This window comes from Oceaniferula flava (assembly GCF_016811075.1).
Taxonomy (GTDB): Bacteria; Verrucomicrobiota; Verrucomicrobiia; order Verrucomicrobiales; family Akkermansiaceae; genus Oceaniferula; species Oceaniferula flava.
In genome coordinates, this window is record NZ_JAFBGL010000012.1 from 90,413 (window position 1) to 107,397 (window position 16,985).

At 54.7% G+C, this 16,985-nt stretch carries 10 protein-coding genes and 2 pseudogenes; 10 read left to right on the plus strand and 2 right to left on the minus strand.

The window, feature by feature from the left end:
* Positions 1 to 3 precede the first annotated feature (3 nt).
* The 10 genes and pseudogenes from JO972_RS15460 to JO972_RS15505 all read left to right on the plus strand — a co-directional run bounded on the left by JO972_RS15460 (position 4) and on the right by JO972_RS15505 (position 15,859).
* Positions 4 to 1,929: a purple acid phosphatase family protein gene (locus JO972_RS15460; protein WP_309490989.1), complete on the plus strand. Its 1,926-nt coding sequence runs from the start codon at positions 4 to 6 to the stop codon at positions 1,927 to 1,929.
* A 7-nt stretch (positions 1,930 to 1,936) separates the two neighbouring features.
* Positions 1,937 to 2,830, plus strand: coding sequence for a tetratricopeptide repeat protein (locus JO972_RS15465; protein ID WP_309490990.1), 894 nt, complete (start codon positions 1,937 to 1,939; stop codon positions 2,828 to 2,830).
* Positions 2,831 to 2,869: 39 nt separating this feature from the next.
* Positions 2,870 to 3,430, plus strand: coding sequence for a ribonuclease H-like domain-containing protein (locus JO972_RS15470; RefSeq protein ID WP_309490991.1), 561 nt, complete (start codon positions 2,870 to 2,872; stop codon positions 3,428 to 3,430).
* A gap of 138 nt (positions 3,431 to 3,568) precedes the next feature.
* On the plus strand, positions 3,569 to 4,666 hold the full coding sequence (locus tag JO972_RS15475) for a hypothetical protein (protein ID WP_309490992.1): 1,098 nt from the start codon (positions 3,569 to 3,571) through the stop codon (positions 4,664 to 4,666).
* 190 nt (positions 4,667 to 4,856) lie between these two features.
* Complete coding sequence (locus JO972_RS15480; protein WP_309490993.1) at positions 4,857 to 5,426, plus strand: hypothetical protein; 570 nt, start codon at positions 4,857 to 4,859, stop codon at positions 5,424 to 5,426.
* A 24-nt stretch (positions 5,427 to 5,450) separates the two neighbouring features.
* Complete coding sequence (locus tag JO972_RS15485; protein WP_309490994.1) at positions 5,451 to 7,517, plus strand: flotillin family protein; 2,067 nt, start codon at positions 5,451 to 5,453, stop codon at positions 7,515 to 7,517.
* A 47-nt stretch (positions 7,518 to 7,564) separates the two neighbouring features.
* Positions 7,565 to 7,940: pseudogene (locus JO972_RS15490) on the plus strand (GxxExxY protein).
* Positions 7,941 to 8,132: 192 nt separating this feature from the next.
* Positions 8,133 to 13,241 (plus strand): DNA repair ATPase, encoded by a 5,109-nt coding sequence (locus tag JO972_RS15495; RefSeq protein ID WP_309490996.1) that lies wholly within the window; start codon positions 8,133 to 8,135, stop codon positions 13,239 to 13,241.
* Between the two features lie 46 nt (positions 13,242 to 13,287).
* Positions 13,288 to 13,851, plus strand: coding sequence for a four helix bundle suffix domain-containing protein (locus JO972_RS15500; RefSeq protein WP_309490997.1), 564 nt, complete (start codon positions 13,288 to 13,290; stop codon positions 13,849 to 13,851).
* A gap of 259 nt (positions 13,852 to 14,110) precedes the next feature.
* Positions 14,111 to 15,859, plus strand: coding sequence for a hypothetical protein (locus JO972_RS15505; protein WP_309490998.1), 1,749 nt, complete (start codon positions 14,111 to 14,113; stop codon positions 15,857 to 15,859).
* Between the two features lie 221 nt (positions 15,860 to 16,080).
* Here the strand turns inward: JO972_RS15505 and JO972_RS16855 are convergent.
* Positions 16,081 to 16,233, minus strand: a pseudogene (locus tag JO972_RS16855) (SAM-dependent methyltransferase); the annotation flags it as partial.
* Positions 16,234 to 16,363: 130 nt separating this feature from the next.
* Positions 16,364 to 16,985: PIN domain-containing protein (locus JO972_RS15510; RefSeq protein WP_309490999.1), on the minus strand; the 622-nt coding region annotated here is incomplete at its 5' end.

Consider the following 16,985-nt stretch of genomic DNA (forward strand, 5'->3'; position numbering starts at 1 on the left):
CTTATGCTTCATCGTCTCTGCAAGAACTACCTTCTCCTACTCTGCTTCATCTCAAGCTTAGCCTGCACCAGTGCTCAGGCAGCGGTGACACGATCTCCCTATCTCCAGCTCGCCACCCCCACATCGATCCACATCGTCTGGCGCAGCAACCGCGAAGTCGTCCCCAGTGTTCGCTACGGTAAGGCCAAGGATCAGCTGGACCAAGTCTGCCAAGGTCAGCAGATCCTGACGAGACGGACCAAAAAGCACGCCGCACCCGGGACGCCGCCGCTGTCGACCGCGCCCCACGGCACCTACCAGTTCGAGGCCGCCATCACCGGGTTAGAGCCTGATACCCTCTACTACTACGCCGTTTACCACGGTGACAAACGCATCACCCCGGACGACGGCAGCTACTACTTCCGCACCCATCCGGTGGCAGGAAAGGAACGTGAGCTCTATTTCTGGGCCGTCGGCGACTCCGGCACCGGCAAGCCGATCCAACAGAAAGTCCACCAGGCGATGATTGAATACAATCGCAAGCACCAGCGGTCCTTGGACATGTATGTGCACGTCGGCGATATGGCCTACACCCGCGGCAAGGATGATGAGTTTCAGAACAAGTTTTTCAACATGTATAAAACCACCCTGCGCAACACCGTCTGTTGGGCTGCGATGGGAAATCACGAAGGTCACACGTCAAACGGAGCCACAGGCGTCGGCCCGTTTTATGACGCCTACGTCAACCCCACCAAGGGAGAAGCCGGGGGCGCACCGTCCGGTAAGGAATCCTACTATTCCTACGACTACGCCCGCACCCATTTCATCGTGTTGAACTCCCATGACCTCGATCGCCGCCCGACCGCGTCCATGGCCCAGTGGCTGCGCGAAGATCTCGCCCGGGTCTCCCCTAAGAAGACCGACTGGATCATCGCCTTCTGGCACCACCCACCCTACACCAAAGGATCGCACGATAGTGACACGGAGCACCAACTCATCGAGATGCGCCAGCACATCATGCCGATCCTGGAGTCCGCGGGTGTCGATCTTGTGCTCACCGGACACTCGCACATTTACGAGCGCTCGATGCTGATCGACGGCGCTTACGAGACGCCAACGGTCGCGGAAAACAAGGTTCTCGACGATGGTGATGGCGACATTACCGGCGATGGGGCCTATCAGAAGAGCCCCGGCCTCAAGCCGAATCAAGGCACCGTCCAGGTAGTCACCGGCCACGGTGGCACGACGCTTCGCCGCAAAGGCTTCTCACCTGTCATGAAGCGCAGCCTGGTGATCCACGGCTCCACCCTTTTCACGATCACCGGAAAGAAACTGAAGGCGATCATGCTCGATAGCGAGGGTCGGATCCTCGATCGCTTTTTCATCGATAAAACCAAAGAGGTCACGCCCAAGCGCATCGCCAAACCATGGAAACCCGGCCCGCCGACCGCTGGCAAGCACCTCATCCCGCGCAACGCCACCTGGCACTACCTCGCCGGAGCCACTCCACCGGAAAATTGGACCTCGGCCGATTTCGATATCTCCTCATGGAAACTTGGCAAAGCCGGCTTCGGCTACGGCGATGAGGATGACAGCACCGTGCTCGATATGCAGCATAAGTTCCGCAGCCTATACATCCGCCGGTCCATCAAGCTCGACCAGCCCAACGATGCCCACAAGCTCTGGCTCAGCATCAGCTACGATGACGCCTTCATCCTCTACCTCAATGGCAAGGAAGCACTGCGCCGCGGCGTGGGCAAAGGCCAGGGAGCCAAGGCGAAGAAGATTGTTTCGCATGAGGCCAATGGCGGTTTCGAGCTGATCGATCTCTCCCCTTACGCCGGCCTGCTGCGCGAGGGCAACAACGTCATCGCCATCGAAGGGCATAACATTTCCCTGAAAAGCAGCGACTTCACCCTGCACCCAGCTTTGATTCTCAAAACCAAGTAGACAGTCCATGATTCGCCTCACCGCCATCTTCTCCGCCTTGGCTCTGGCATTTGTCAGCGCCCACGAGAGCCCGGAGCACACTATCGAGCACCTCGATGCCGCGCTGAAGCAGCAACGGACCGCACCGAAGCTCTACCAGCGTGCCATGGCCTACCGCTCGCTGGGACATCTGGAGAAATCGAGAGCGGACTTGGTGGAGGCCGTCAAAATGGCTCCCAAAAACCTCCTGTTCCATCTCGAACTCGGCAACCTTGAACTCGCTGCGCGCAACTCCGCCGGTGCACTGGAAGCCGCCACCCACGCGATGCCCCTAGCGCAGAATGCCGAGCAAAAATCCCGCGTCCATATGCTCCGCGCCGAGGCCTACTATCTCGGCAAACAATACAAACCCTCCCTACAAGCCTGCCAACTCGCATTCCGCGCCGTACCGGAAGGTGAAATCGAATGGTTCCTGCTGCGCTCTGAAAACCAGCGCGCACTCGGCCAGCACCGCGAACGCATTGCCGGACTCGCCGCCGGCATCAAACGCCACCCAAGCGCCGTGCTGCAGTCACACTGGGTGGACGCCCAGATCGATGCCGGCCAGTTCGATGCCGCCCTGAAAATCATCGATGCCGAAATCTCCGACCGCCGCTGGACTTCCGGCTGGCTCGTCAAACGCGCCCGTGCACTCTACGGCTTGAAACAAAATGCCGCCGCCGAGACCGCCCTCTATGCCGCACTCGAGGAGATCCAAGAACGCCTCAACCCCGAGCAGCCGGATCCGTTTTTGCTCGCCGATCAAGGCATCGCCCACGCCCTGCTAGGCAATCGTGCGGGAGCTAAAAATAACCTCCAGAAGCTCCATCAGTATCACGCACCGCCATGGTTGACGTCTCGGCTGGCAGCTCTGCTGAAGTAATCCTTGATTGTTGGGGCCCGATTCTTAACTCTCCCAGACATGCGCGACATCGTCTATTTTGACTTGGAGACCCAACGCAGCTTCGGCGACGTCGGAGGTGCCAAAAATAAGGATAAAATGGGGATCTCCGTGGGTGTCGCCTACTCCACCCGCACCGGCCAATACCACATCTTCGGCGAGAACCAGACGGACGAACTTGTCGATATGCTCATCCGCGCGGACCTCGTGGTCGGCTACAATCACATCTACTTCGATTACCCCGTCCTCCAGGGCTACACCATCCTCGATCTGCCGAACCAGACGATCAATCTGGATATGCTCCTTGAGGTGGAGAAGCTGCTCGGCCACCGCCTCAAGCTGGACGCCATCGCCTCCGCCTCACTCGGCATGGGTAAATCCGCCGATGGCTTGGACGCCCTGCGCTGGTGGCAGGAATACAAAAAAACCGGCAACACCGAGCCGATGATGAAAATCGCCGAGTATTGCTGCTACGATGTCAAGGTCACCAAGGAGGTTCACGAGTTCGGCATCAAAAATGGTTTTCTGAAATACAACGACCGCAACGGCAACCCCACCCAAGTGGATGTCGACTGGACCTAACACGTCGTCGTTTTCCACAAAAAGGTCATCCTACCAGCTCGCGGAATCGCGCTAGAAACGCGACGCCTCTCACCCTTTTTTCAGCTCTGGGCAAATCCTGCTTGGCGACCGATCTGATTGCGTATTAGGCTCTAGATCATGGCGCTTCGTATTCATCCAGCCAGTGTTTCGAGTCTCGAAATCGATAACCGCGACAAGGGAAAAACCATTGTTCTCCTTCGCTTCACCGATGGGTTCACTTCGCAAGCCACCCTGCAAGGAAACCCGTGGCGCGATGTCGCCGGCCGCGTAACCAGCCTGGAGAACCAGTCGCCCGATCCGGATCGCCCCCATACTCCGGATCTCCCGGCCGAGGATCACGGCCACACCGGAGACATCACCGCTTCGCGCAAGATCAAAGAGCTGCTGACACCCCTCGATGAGCCATTGCCGAAGTCGGGCCCACCGCCCTTCGTCTGGAAAAACTCCCTCTACCTCGAGTGGTTCTCCACCACCAAAGGCCGAGTCGTTCTGGAAGCCACCGATTTCCAATCCTCACTCGGAGAGGCAGCGTGGACGATGACTCCCGAGGAAGAAATTGACACCCGTGAACAGGCGCAGGAGGCGATGGAGAAGTTCATGTCACAACTCGGCGACCTCGAGGCCTCACGATCCGAAGTCGATCGCATGACCGAGGGGAAGGACGAACTCGACGAATTCGAGTGGGAGAAGCTCATGAAACACTCGGATCAAGTCACCGATCGCTACATGGAGCTGCTCGATAAATACGGCGACGATGACGACACCATCGATCAACTCATGGGCTGGAAAAAGCCCACCGAAGACAACGAGCCACCTGAGCACTCCGCGGAAACTTACGAGATCGAATGGCCCGATGAAGACGATTTGGACGACGATTGGATGGAGACGCCGACGCACCCGCTCCGCACCATGGCCGAGGAATTGCTCGATCAAATGGGCAGCCGCAAAGACTCATTTGAAAACGACGAGATGTCAGATCTCTGGTTCTCCGTGGCCAATATCGGGGCTAAGCTCGCCGGCGCCATGTCCGGCTACCACGGCGATGGAACCTTCGATGACAACGGTTTCGCCATCGCCCAGCTCAAACGCGTGCTCGCCCTGATCAACGAGGCCACCCCAACGATGCAACGCCTGAAACCCGACCAGCTCCCAGAGCTGCTGAAAATTCGTCACGAAATCATCGACCTCCAACAATCATTACGACGTCGCAGTTAGATTGGTGCATAAAACTTATCGTTAGATTGAACCAACTATCAACGATCTAGCACCCGCGCTGCAAAAAATACAAACATTTGTAATAGCGCAATGTGACCTTTTCCTGTTTTATCGCATCGTCGTGAAGGAACTTTGGGAAATAGCCATACAGGCACACAACTTACCGCTAACATGCGTCGTCGGATTATGCATGCTCTATTGGATCAGCTGCATCCTCGGCATCTTTGGGGTCGATTCGTTAGAGATTGATCTCGATGCCGACGTCGATCTTGATGCTGATTTGGACGGCGATGGCAGTAATGTCCCCTCGCCCATCGCCGCGGCCCTGCGTTTCGTCAATGCCGCCGATGTCCCCCTGATGGCCGTGCTGTCACTGCTCGCCGTCTTCATGTGGGTCGTGTCGATGATGGCCAATTACTATCTCAACCCCGAACACCAAGATTGGTTACTGCTGGTGATCTTTTTCTCATCCTTCCTAGTTTCCGTCATCCTGGTGAAAATGGCAACTGCCCCACTGGTCCCCATTTTCAGAAAAATGAAGGAGCTTGAAAAGGCCGAACCTGCCGTCGGTGGCACAGCCATCGTGACTTCCGTCGAGGTCACCGGCAAATATGGTCAGGCCGAACAAAAACGCAGCTCTGGCGCACCCGCCACGCTCACTTGCATCACCAACGAAGAATCTCCCATCCCCCGCGGAACCGAAGTCGCCGTTATCTCCTATGATAAAAGCCGCGGCATCTACACCGTAAGAACCCTCTAACTTAACCATCCAACACCCAATAATATGAACAGCATAAACCTACTAGCATTAGCTGGACCTGAATGGATCTGGGCGATCGTCATCCCCGTCGCCATCATCCTCGCAGGCCTTTTCGTCCTCATTCTCTTGTTCTACCGCAAGGTGGAAAAGGGCACCGCCCTCGTAGTCACCGGCCTGCCCAAGACCAAGGTGATTTTCAACGGCGGCACCGTCATCCCCCTGTTCAACCGCGCCGAGCTGATGGACATCTCCGTCAAACGTATCGAGGTGGACCGAACCGGCAAAAATGGCCTGATCTGCAAGGACAACATGCGCGCCGATATCAAGGTGGCCTTCTTTGTCCGGGTCAACAATATCGAGGACGATGTGCTCCGCGTCGCCGAGTCCATCGGTTGCGACCGCGCGTCATCCGAGCCGGAAATCCGCGCTCTCTTCGATGCCAAGTTCTCGGAAGCGTTGAAGACCGTCGGTAAGAAATTCGACTTCATCCAGCTCTACGAGGAACGCGATACATTCCGCGATGAAATGCTCAAAATCATCGGCACCGACCTGAATGGTTTCGTCCTCGACGATGCCGCCATTGATTACCTCGAACAAACTCCTCTCGAGTCGCTCGACCCCGATAACATCCTCGACTCCGAGGGGATGAAAAAAATCCACCACTTGACCGCCGAGCAGGCGAAACTGTCTAACGATATTCTGCGCGACAAACAAAAGGTCATCAAACAACAGGACGTGGAAGCCCGCGAGGCCATCCTCGAACTCGAACGCCAACTCGCCGAGACCGAGGCGAAACAGCAGCGTGAAGTCGAAACCGTCCAGGCCCGAGAGTCCGCTGAAACCCTCCAAGTCCAGGAAGAACAACGCCAGAAGGCCGAGCAAGCACGCATCGCCGCCGAGGAGGAAATCCTCATCTCCGAGGAAAACAAACAACGCCAGGTGCTCGTCGCCCAGCGTAACAAGGAGCGCACCGATGCCGTGGAAATTGAACGCGTCAAACGCGATCAGCAACTCGAGTCGATCGAACGCCAGCGCATCACCGAGCTGAAAGACATCGAGAAGGAAAAAGCCCTCGAGGTGCAGCGCAAGGAAATCCAGGACGTGATCAAAGAACGCGTCGCCGTGGAAAAAACGGTGGTCATCGAGCAGCAAAAGATCCTCGATACCGAAGCCTTCGCCGGCGCCGATCGAGACAAGCAGGTCAAAGTCACCCTCGCCGAAGCCTCCGCTCAAGAGGTCCTCATCGAGCAAATCAAACGTGCCGAGGCCCAGAAGGAAGCCGCTCAACTCAAGGCCGACCAGGAACTCTACGAACGTGTCAAAGCCGCCGAGGCCGACAAACAAGCCGCCGAACTCCACGCCGAGGAGGTGGTGGTCGCCGCCGAAGCCGAGCAAGCCGCTGCCGAGAAACAGGCCAGCGCCAAGAAAATGCTCGCCGAAGCCACCGCCAAGGAAACCGCCGCACCGGGACTGGGTGAAGCCGAGGTCATGGTTGCCAAGGCTGACGCCACCGAGAAGCAAGGCTCTGCCGAAGCGAAGGTGAACCAGCTGAAGTTCGAGGCCGAAGCCACTGGCATCGAGCAGAAAGCCGCCGCCATGAAACTCTTCGAGGAAGCCGGCCAGGATCACGAGGAGTTCAAACTCGAACTCGAGAAGGAAAAAGCCGTCGAACTCGCCGAGATCGACGTGCAACGCCAGATCGCCGAGCAGCAAGCAGTGGTGGTTGGAGAAGCCCTCAAGTCCGCCAACATCGACATCGTCGGTGGCGAGACCGAGTTCTTCGATCGCATCACCAAGGCCATCACCACCGGCAAAGTGGTCGACCGCACGGTCAACAACTCCCGCGTGTTAGACGATGTGAAGGAAACCTTCTTCAACGGCGACCCGGAATACTACAAAGAGCAAATCGCCTCATGGATCGATCAATACGGCATCGAAACCGAGGACATCAAGAACCTCAGCGTAGGAGCCCTGCTAGGCAACCTGATCACCAAAGCCAACGGCGAAGACCGCAGCAAACTCCTAAGTTTCCTCAACGCCGCCGACCGCTTCAACCTCAAAGAAACCCCCGCCAAAAACCTCCTGGGCTAGTGAATTGTTGAACCACGGAAGGGCACGGAATACACGGAAATTTTGTCATGAGTTTACTATTCAAAGACGAGAGTTTCGCCATACGCGGCGCTTGTTTTGAAGTTTACAAAGATAAAGGCAGTGGATTCCGTCGAAGACGTCTATCAAGAATGTCTGGAAATAGAATTCGACCTACAAGGCATCCCTTTTGTAGCCCAGCCACCTCTCGGTCTGAGCTACAAAGGGAAGCCTCTTCGGCAAAGCTACAAGCCAGACTTCATCTGCTACGATGAAATCATTATCGAAATCAAAGCAGCCAAAAACCTAGACGACACCCACCGTGCCCAACTCCACAACTACCTCAGAGCCACCAACAAACGCCTAGGCATCCTAATCAACTTCGGCCACCACCCCAAAATCCAAATAGAACGAATCATCCACTAACCAAGGAACCCACATCCCCAAGAACACACAACCCAAGTCTTCCTTCCGTGTTCCCGTGCCCTTCCGTGGTTCCAAAACCAACACGCAACCCAAGCACACAACCCAAACCCTTCCGTGTATTCCGTCCCTTCCGTGGTTCCCCCCCGAATAATCAACCCAAGCAATCCATAAAAAGATCAGTGGTTCAATAACATGTCAGATCAACAACAACTAGAAGGCGGTGCCTATGAGGTCATCCGCGGTCGTATGGAGAAACACGGTGGCGTTCTGCAAGAACGCATCGATTCCCTCAATACCGCCCGCAAGGACATCTTCGGCGCGGTCGATCCCGCCCTGATCGCCACCGAGCGTGTCAGCACCGAGCACAATTGTGTTTCGCGCGACATGGTCTCCATCGGAGCCAACCGCTTTCTCTTCGGCTACAACATCCAGTTCGGCCTGAAACAAACCACCGATCCGGCGGACGTCTTCGCCTGCTACGATTTCGAACCCGACAGCCACACCTTCACCAAGGTCGACCTATCCACCGTCCTCGGCGGCGATTTCCCAGAAGACTTCCACTACGTCTACAAGTACTACAAGGAGGCCACCTTCGTCAAATTCATGGTCATCGGCGCCCACCTCTACATGGGCATGCGCATCGGTAAGGGCATCGATGACATCAAGACATTCAAATGGCTGCTCAAGGGCGGCGGCGAGCTGGAATACCTCGGCAATCGCTTTGACCACGAATACAAATTCCCGAAACAGCAGGAGTTCGATTGGGTGCGTGCCCACCGCGATATGCAACGCCCCGGCGAGCACCCGCACGTTTCCATCGAAGACCGCATCTTCGTGGAAACCGTCGGCGGCGACCTCACCATCAAGGTGGAGGACAACACCATGTCCGGTCACGGCATCTATCAGGAGGACGTCACCGATAGCGATCAGACCCTCGACGATGCCGAGATCTTCTACGCCAGCGTCGGCCCGCTCATCCTGCTGAAAATACTCCCCTACCGCGAGGAACTCTACCGCTACCTGGTCTACAATGAAAAGACACAGACGGTCCACCGCCTCGACTCCATCGGCCACTCCTGCGTGCTGCTGCCGGACGACCACGGCATCATTTTTTCGAACGGCTACCTCCTGCTCAGCGGTGAGGCGAAGACCTTCGACCACGGCCTCGACGACATGCGTTTCGATAAACGCATCGCCTCCGCCAATGGCGAAGACACCCTCTACGTCTTCTACAATCGCTCCAGCGGCGACTACGTCCTGCTTTCCTACAACCTCATCGAACGCAGCGTCGACACCCCCATCATCTGCTCCGGCTACTCGCTGTTCCCCGATGGCAAACTGCTCTATTTCCGCTCGGAGAACGATGCCCAAAAACACCACGTCATCCAGGTCTGGCAGACGCCTTACCTCGACGAAACCTTCACCGCCGCCACCACCGAGGAGAATAACTCGCTGCTGTTCAAGATTGGCAATGCCGACATCGTCCGCTGCATGGCCGAGTGCCGTGAGGTGCTGAATTTGTTAGGAAAAGAAGATTCCTACGCCGGACTCTACCTCGATCTGGTGAAGAAAACCGGCGACATCAACGACGCCTATTTCTGGATCAACAAGGACGAGGCCTTCATGCTCTCCGAGCCGCTGCGCGAGATCAATGCCGCCGCGAACTCCGCCATCAATGAGTTTGAAAAAGTCGTGCGTCTGCGCGAATCCACCGGCGAGAGCACCCGCGAGATTCAGCAGCAGGTTAGCACACTGATACGCCAGGTGGAACACTCGCCGCCCGACGACATTCAGGGCTACGTCCACCAGCTTTCCAATCTCCGCACCCTGCGCGGCGACATCATCGGCCTGCGCGATCTGCGTTATGTCGATCTGGAAACCGTCGCCTCGCTCGAGGAACAAGTGGTCGCCGCCACCGAGACCGTTTCTAACAAGACTGTCACATTCCTACTCACCCCGGAAGCGCTCGATCCCTACCGCGCCGCTGTCGATGAGCAGAAGGACTCGATCGCAAAGCTGAAAAAAGTCACCGAGGCAGACGCCACCAGCGAGGCACTCGATCAAGCTGGCTCCGAGCTGGAAATGCTCATCGATGTGGTCTCCAACCTCAAGATCGAGGACGCCACCCAGACCACCGCCATCATCGATTCCATCTCCGGCATCTACTCCACGCTCAATGCCGTCCGCGCCGAGCTGAAGAATAAACGCCAATCGCTCGCCAAGGCCGAGGGCACCGCCCAGTTCGGAGCCCAGATGAAGTTGTTAGGACAGGCTGTGGTGAATTTCCTCGACCTCTGTGACGACCCGGAGAAATGCGATGAGTATCTCACCAAGGTCATGGTCCAGATCGAGGAACTCGAGGGCAAGTTCGCCGAGTTCGATGACTACGCCGAGGAACTCGCCGCCAAGCGTGAGGAGGTTTACGATGCCTTCGAAACCCGCAAGACCTCCCTGCTGGAGAAGCGTAACAAACGCGCCGCCAACCTGGTGAAATCCGCCGAGCGCGTGCTCTCCGGCATCAGCAAGCGCGCCGAAGGCTTCAAGGAAATCAACGAGATCAACGGCTACTTCGCCGGCGACCTGATGATTTCCAAAGTCCGCGACATCATCGAGCAGCTCGATGGCCTTGGCGACTCGGTCAAAGCCGCCGACATCCAGACCCAGCTCAAAACGCTCAAGGAGGACGCCGTCCGCCAGCTCAAGGACCGCAAGGAGCTCTTTGTCGATGGCCAGAACATCATCCAGTTCGGCAAACACAAGTTCAGCGTCAACACCCAGGAGCTCGAGCTCTCCATCGTGCCCCGCGATGGCGACATGTGCTTCCACCTCGCCGGCACCGATTTCTTCGAGCCCATCACCGATGAAACTTTCCTCTCCACCCGCCCCATCTGGGACCAGGAGGTCATCTCCGAGAACAAACACATCTACCGCGCCGAATACCTCGCCTACCAGTTCCTCCAAAGTGCCGGCGATTTGCAATCGCCTCCCCCCACCCTAGAAGCCCTCCAAAACTTCGCCTCCCAGCGCTACACCGAAGGCTACACCAAAGGAGTTCACGATCACGACGCCTACAAAATCCTGGAGGCCTTATTACCCATTCACCGTGAAATCGGCCTGCTGAAATACTCCCCCGCCACCCGAGCCGCCGCCATCCTGTTCTGGCAGACTTGGGAGTCGCCGGAAAAAGACACCCTCACCCAGCAGCTGCAGACCCACTCCGCCATCCGCAAGAGTGGCTTCAACACCGGCACCGATTCGAAAACTTACATCGCGCAAATCGCCAAACACCTCACCGCCCAGAACCCGCAGGCCGACACCCTAGGGGCAGAGTATCTCTACGAGCAGCTTTCCTCCGGCACAGACTTCGTCGTCTCACCCGAGGCTGACAGCATCATCAGCCACTTCAAAAAAGCCCTCACCAGCAAGGCCACCAAAGGAGCCCAGAAATCCTACGAGGACTCGATCGCCCACCTAACAGGAACTGCCAAATACCAAAGCATCCTCGACTGGCTCCAATCAACCCGTAGCGAAGCCACCATCGAGCCAAGCAACCCAAGCCGTAGCGAAGGGTTTGCACCCTTCGATCAAAACCTCCAGAGCCCCAGCTCTGCAGACGCCTACTACCAAGAAGCCGCCGCCCACCTGACCTCCGGCGAGGTCAAAAAACGCAACGTCCACCAGGTCGATGTCACCGCCGAAATCTCCGGCCTCCTGGGCTCACACTCGGTGATCCGTGAGGGCGACTACACCCTCCACTACAACACCTTCATCGATAAACTCACGCACTTCGAGCAGGAGTCCGTGCCCACCTACCGCGCCTACCTCAAGAGCAAACACGAGCTCACCGAGGCCAAACGCGCCGACATGCGCCTGAACGAGTTCAAGGCCCGCGTCATGTCCTCATTTGTGCGCAACAAACTGCTCAACGACGTCTACCTCCCGATGATCGGCGACAACCTCGCCAAGCAGATGGGAACCGCTGGCGCCGACACCCGCACCGATCGCATGGGCCTGCTGCTGCTCATCTCCCCACCCGGCTACGGTAAGACCACCCTGATGGAATACGTCGCCGATCGACTCGGCCTCACCTTCATGAAGATCAACGGCCCCGCCATCGGCCACGCCGTCACCTCGCTCGACCCCGGCGAGGCCCCGAACGCCTCCGCCCGCGAGGAGATCGAGAAGCTGAACCTCGCTCTGGAAATGGGCGACAACGTCATGCTCTACCTCGATGACATCCAGCACTGTAACCCCGAGTTCTTACAAAAATTCATCTCCCTCTGTGATGGCCAGCGCAAGATCGAGGGCGTTTACAATGGCGAGGCCAAAACCTTCGACCTGCGTGGCAAAAAAGTCTCCGTCGTCATGGCAGGAAACCCCTACACCGAGAGCGGCGGCAAGTTCCAGATCCCCGACATGCTCGCCAACCGCGCGGATACCTACAACCTAGGCGACATCATCGGCAGCAATGCCGACTCGTTCAAAGCTTCCTACATCGAGAACTCGCTGACTTCTAACAGCGTGCTCTCCAAGCTCGCCTCCCGCAGCCAGAAGGACGTCTACGCCGTCATGCGCATCGCCACCACCGGCAGCCAGGAAGGCGTCGATTTCGAAGGCAACTACACCCCCGCCGAGATCGATGAATTTGTCACCACCACCCAGCACCTCTACACCGTCCGCGATACCATCCTGCGGGTGAACCTGGAATACATCCGCTCCGCCGCCCAGGAAGACGCCTACCGCACCGAGCCTGCCTTCAAGCTGCAAGGCTCCTACCGGAACATGAACCGCATCGCCGAAAAGGTCCTCCCCATGATGACCCACGAGGAAGTGCGCGAGCTCGTCATTGATCACTACGAAAACGAATCCCAGACCCTCACCACCGGAGCCGAGGCCAACCTGCTCAAGTTCAAGGAAATGGAAAACATCCTCACCTCGGCCGAGGAAAACCGCTGGGCCCAGATCAAAAAGGACTTCAACAAAAATAAACTCTTAGGAGGAGCCGGAGAAAACGACCCCATCGCCCGAGTCGTCGCCCAGCTCACCCAGTTCAACGACGGCCTAGAGTCCATCCGAGACGGCATCACCGCCGCCGGCACCAACTACTCCCAACCCCAGAGCCTAGCCAAAGACACCATCAGCCAGCTAGAAAAAATCATCTCCGGCCTCAGAGCCGTGCCGGTGGAAGTAGATATTAACCTCATCGCAGATCAGCAAAGCGGAGTAGAGAACATGCAGAAGTCCTCCAAAAAACCTCCGATCACCGTGAAACCCGAGGTCCGCCAGAACGATGAAACATAAGTCCTATAGGACCTAGAAGACCTATCCCTAAGCCCCCCAAAACCCCATGAGTTCAGAAGATCCCAGTTTCCTCCCCAAAACCGGTAACTATCAGGAACTCTTCTCCTACCAAAAATCCGAGATCGTCTATGACCTCACCTTCCGTTTCTGCGAGCGTTTTCTGACTTACAAAGACCGTACCGTTGACCAAATGGTGCAAGCCGCCCGCTCCGGCAAACAGAACATCGCCGAGGGCTCCAAAGCCGCCAAAACATCCTCCGAGATGGAGCTCAAGCTCACCAACGTCGCCCGGGCCTCCCTCGAGGAACTCCTGCTCGACTACCAGGATTACCTCAGAACCAGAAACCACCACATCTGGGACAAAAACTCCAAAGAGGCTCTCTACGTGAGAGGCCTCAGCAATAAGTCGGATGAGTCCTATGAGACCTACCGAGAATTTGCCGACACCCGAGACGCAGGCGTCGTCGCCAACATCGCCCTCTGCCTCATCCACCAGGCCAACTACCTCCTCGACAAACAAATTGCCCGACTCGAAAAGGACTTCCTAGAAAAAGGCGGCCTCAAAGAACTCATGTACAAAGCCCGCGTAGAACACCGCAGAAAGCAATAGGTCGCATAGGTCCTATGATGGCTCCATAGAACTCGTACCCAAGGCAATCCTAACAGACAATTGAAGTGAAGTCACTTATCACATATTTCTATATCTGAGATCATCAGGTTGGCAAAGCTGAGTAAACCATTATAATCCCCAAACAAATGTAAAACTCGATTTCTACAAAATCTAACATCCTTCGAAAACTCCTAACAACCCTAAGAACCCGCCACTACGGCAGCATTTCTAGGCCTGCTCCCAGTAATCACCTATATTGATGAAGTCACCTTATAACTATGAATCCCCGTATACACCTGAAAAAGGTGATCTCTATGGAGAAAATGGCATCATAGATTACTATGAGAAGAATCAGATCTTTTACCGTCTCACTACGGACACAGCAAAAAGCAGAAGGATTCATGCAAAGTGCCCGCCTGAATGCATCTTCTTAATGATGGGCAAAGTATATGTGGCGGAATCACCAGAGACTATAGAAAAGAGAATCAAGGAATTATTTAAAGCAAGACAGGAAGCTCAGCAAAGTGAACTAAGGAAACAAAGGCAAAAGGAGAACAAGAGAAAACAAGATACCCTGAGATTAAAACTTAAAGCAGCAAATGCTAAAAGGGAAGCTGTGCGGGCAATTGAAAGAAAACGACTTGATGATTTGGAGGCTGAATTACGGTCGGCTGTTGAGGATATACACCGCGCCTCAAGGAGGCAAATAAACCCAATAACTATTGGCCCTCCTAGTGACGATGATCAAAAATTAGCAAGCAAATGGGCAAAACACAGCAAAAAGGACTCCACGCTCTCCAGAATGCTTTCTGCCCGGTTAGCCGAGCTGGCAGCCAAGAAATATTTCGAACTATTGGGCTTTCATGTTGATGATGTCGCAATGAGCCAACTCTCAGATGACGGCGACTGGCTTCTCTATGACCTTAAGATAGTAAATGAAGGAGGCTTGGAGTTTTATGTTGATGTTAAAAATGCGCGCATTACCGACAATCGCTCTAACTACTATACATCCCATTGCGTCCCCAAATTCAAGAAGGTGCCTAGAATTGATGCTCTAAAAAGCGAAGATCTAAATGTAACAATTGCAGGAGTTCTCTCTCCCTGGCAGAGTTATGAAGACATTCAATTACAGTCTTACGAAGTCACCTTTTTAGGTATCACTCAAAAAACTGCACTAACTCATATCATTGAGGCTTTCAAAGACGGCCCCATTCAGATGGAATTCGATGCCAATAAAATGGGACACGCCCTGTTGCCTCCGTGGGTTTTTGATTATCCGAAACTGGCATCTGTAGACCGCGACAGAATGATAGCCAGTGAGGTTGATTTACGAAGATACTCGGAAATCGCACGGTCGCCTTATTGCCTTGCCTTGAAAGTTGCAGAAGGAAAGGCTCCCGGAGCCTCGGTCGGTCTTTCTAAATTCAATCAAGTCTTCATCGAGGCTCTGGCGGAGAAAATCCGCATTAACGGACTAAGGTTGCCTATATTATTTGGAAGTATTCTTGAGCATTTTGTGGTGTGCTTGAAATCAAAGGAGAATGATGCTTTTGATGCCGGTTTTATTTCATCCTTAATATTTCACAATCGAAGAGATCAATACCAAACCCCTTTGTTTGCTCATGACCCCGCGGCATCAGTTATTGGGCTAATACATTCTCTGGAAACATTGTGGCGGCGTAGAAACTCCGAACTGCTCAGCATCAATCAGTTTAAATTGGTTAGCCTGAACATTCTAAGGGGAAAAAGAGAAAGTGCCGAGAATTCCATCTGGATTACTCTTCTGGCATATTGTGGGGGGTGGATTAAAGACGCCAAGACGCAAGAACCTGTCAGACCCTGTGGCAAAACTCCCTTGGTTCTAGGTGAAAGTGAAATATGCAGTCGAGGATATCTAGTTTGCCCTTATTGTAAATTTTGCTGCGAGTCCTGTGAAAATGAAGGTAAACGAAAAAACAGGATTACCGATGTAGACGACCTTGACGAAGCGCAAAATTGTCCCTTTTAGCTCTAAAGCATTAAGGGAGTGCAATTCATGTCTGACCCGAATGGCACTCCCTTAAGCGTGGTTTCTCTAGTTTGCCTTGTGGGCCATCTGATCAAAAACTTGCCGAAAGTGGCCAGGCATAGAAATGTATCATAGACACCTTGCACCCCTCAATTCCTCCGGTAGAACCACCGCTCATTCGGAGAAAGCAAAATAAAGGGACATTCCTTTTATAGAGAATCGAAAACTTCGCGGCTTTCGACTTCGAAACGTTTGAGCCATGCTGCGACCTTTAAGCTGAGATCTAGAAATTTTTCATTGATACTTGGTTTAACGCTCGTTTCCTGTGCGGTCGTGACAAACGCAATTGAGACGAATAGGGTGGTGCAAAGCAGTGAGGTGAAAAGGGCGGATTACTTCATATCTCATCTTATTCTAATCTCGAAGTTATCGCAGGCAACGGCGTGATCCAGTCACCGTTTGTAGTGTCCTTTTTCGAAACCGATAAACCGTGAGCCCTCATTCTTAGCGAAGTGCTATTAAAGCGGGTATCAGTGCGAGGAAGAGAGATGCGGTGATTTTGATTTTATCGAATGACGTTTTTGCCTGTGCTCTCTCTTCAAGCCCAAAGGGGATGCGGAGGGGAAGGTAAAAGATCATGAAAAGAAGTGAGCCGAGGAAAAGGTTCAGCAGGAACGCGAGCGGCTGTTCCGTTTTAAGAGATAGATTGTTGGTGATTGCACCCCACGTCACTGAGTAGGTGATGCAGGTGTAGCTAACTAAGATCAGGTCGAGTGCCCATTCCTGTCGGTTGGGGCGTTCGTGTTTCGAGTCGGGTTCGTTGGTGCCGGACTTCGCTTGCATTAAAACACCGAGGAAAAAGAGTTCCTTGATCACTACTCCCAGCATGAGAAGGAACAGCGGCCAGTGCACCGAACCTCCTGATACTTCCTTGATGTCGATCCCAAATGCACTTGCACCTAGAAAAAACAGGACCAGTGAAATCACGGCGTGAAAAATCCAGAGTATGATTCCGGAGCCGATTGCATCCCGGTATGAACCGAGCACATAGGTTACACATTGACTGAGGACATAGGTGACACTGGAATGGGCGATCATGCCCTGGAAAGAAGAGTCACCAATGGAA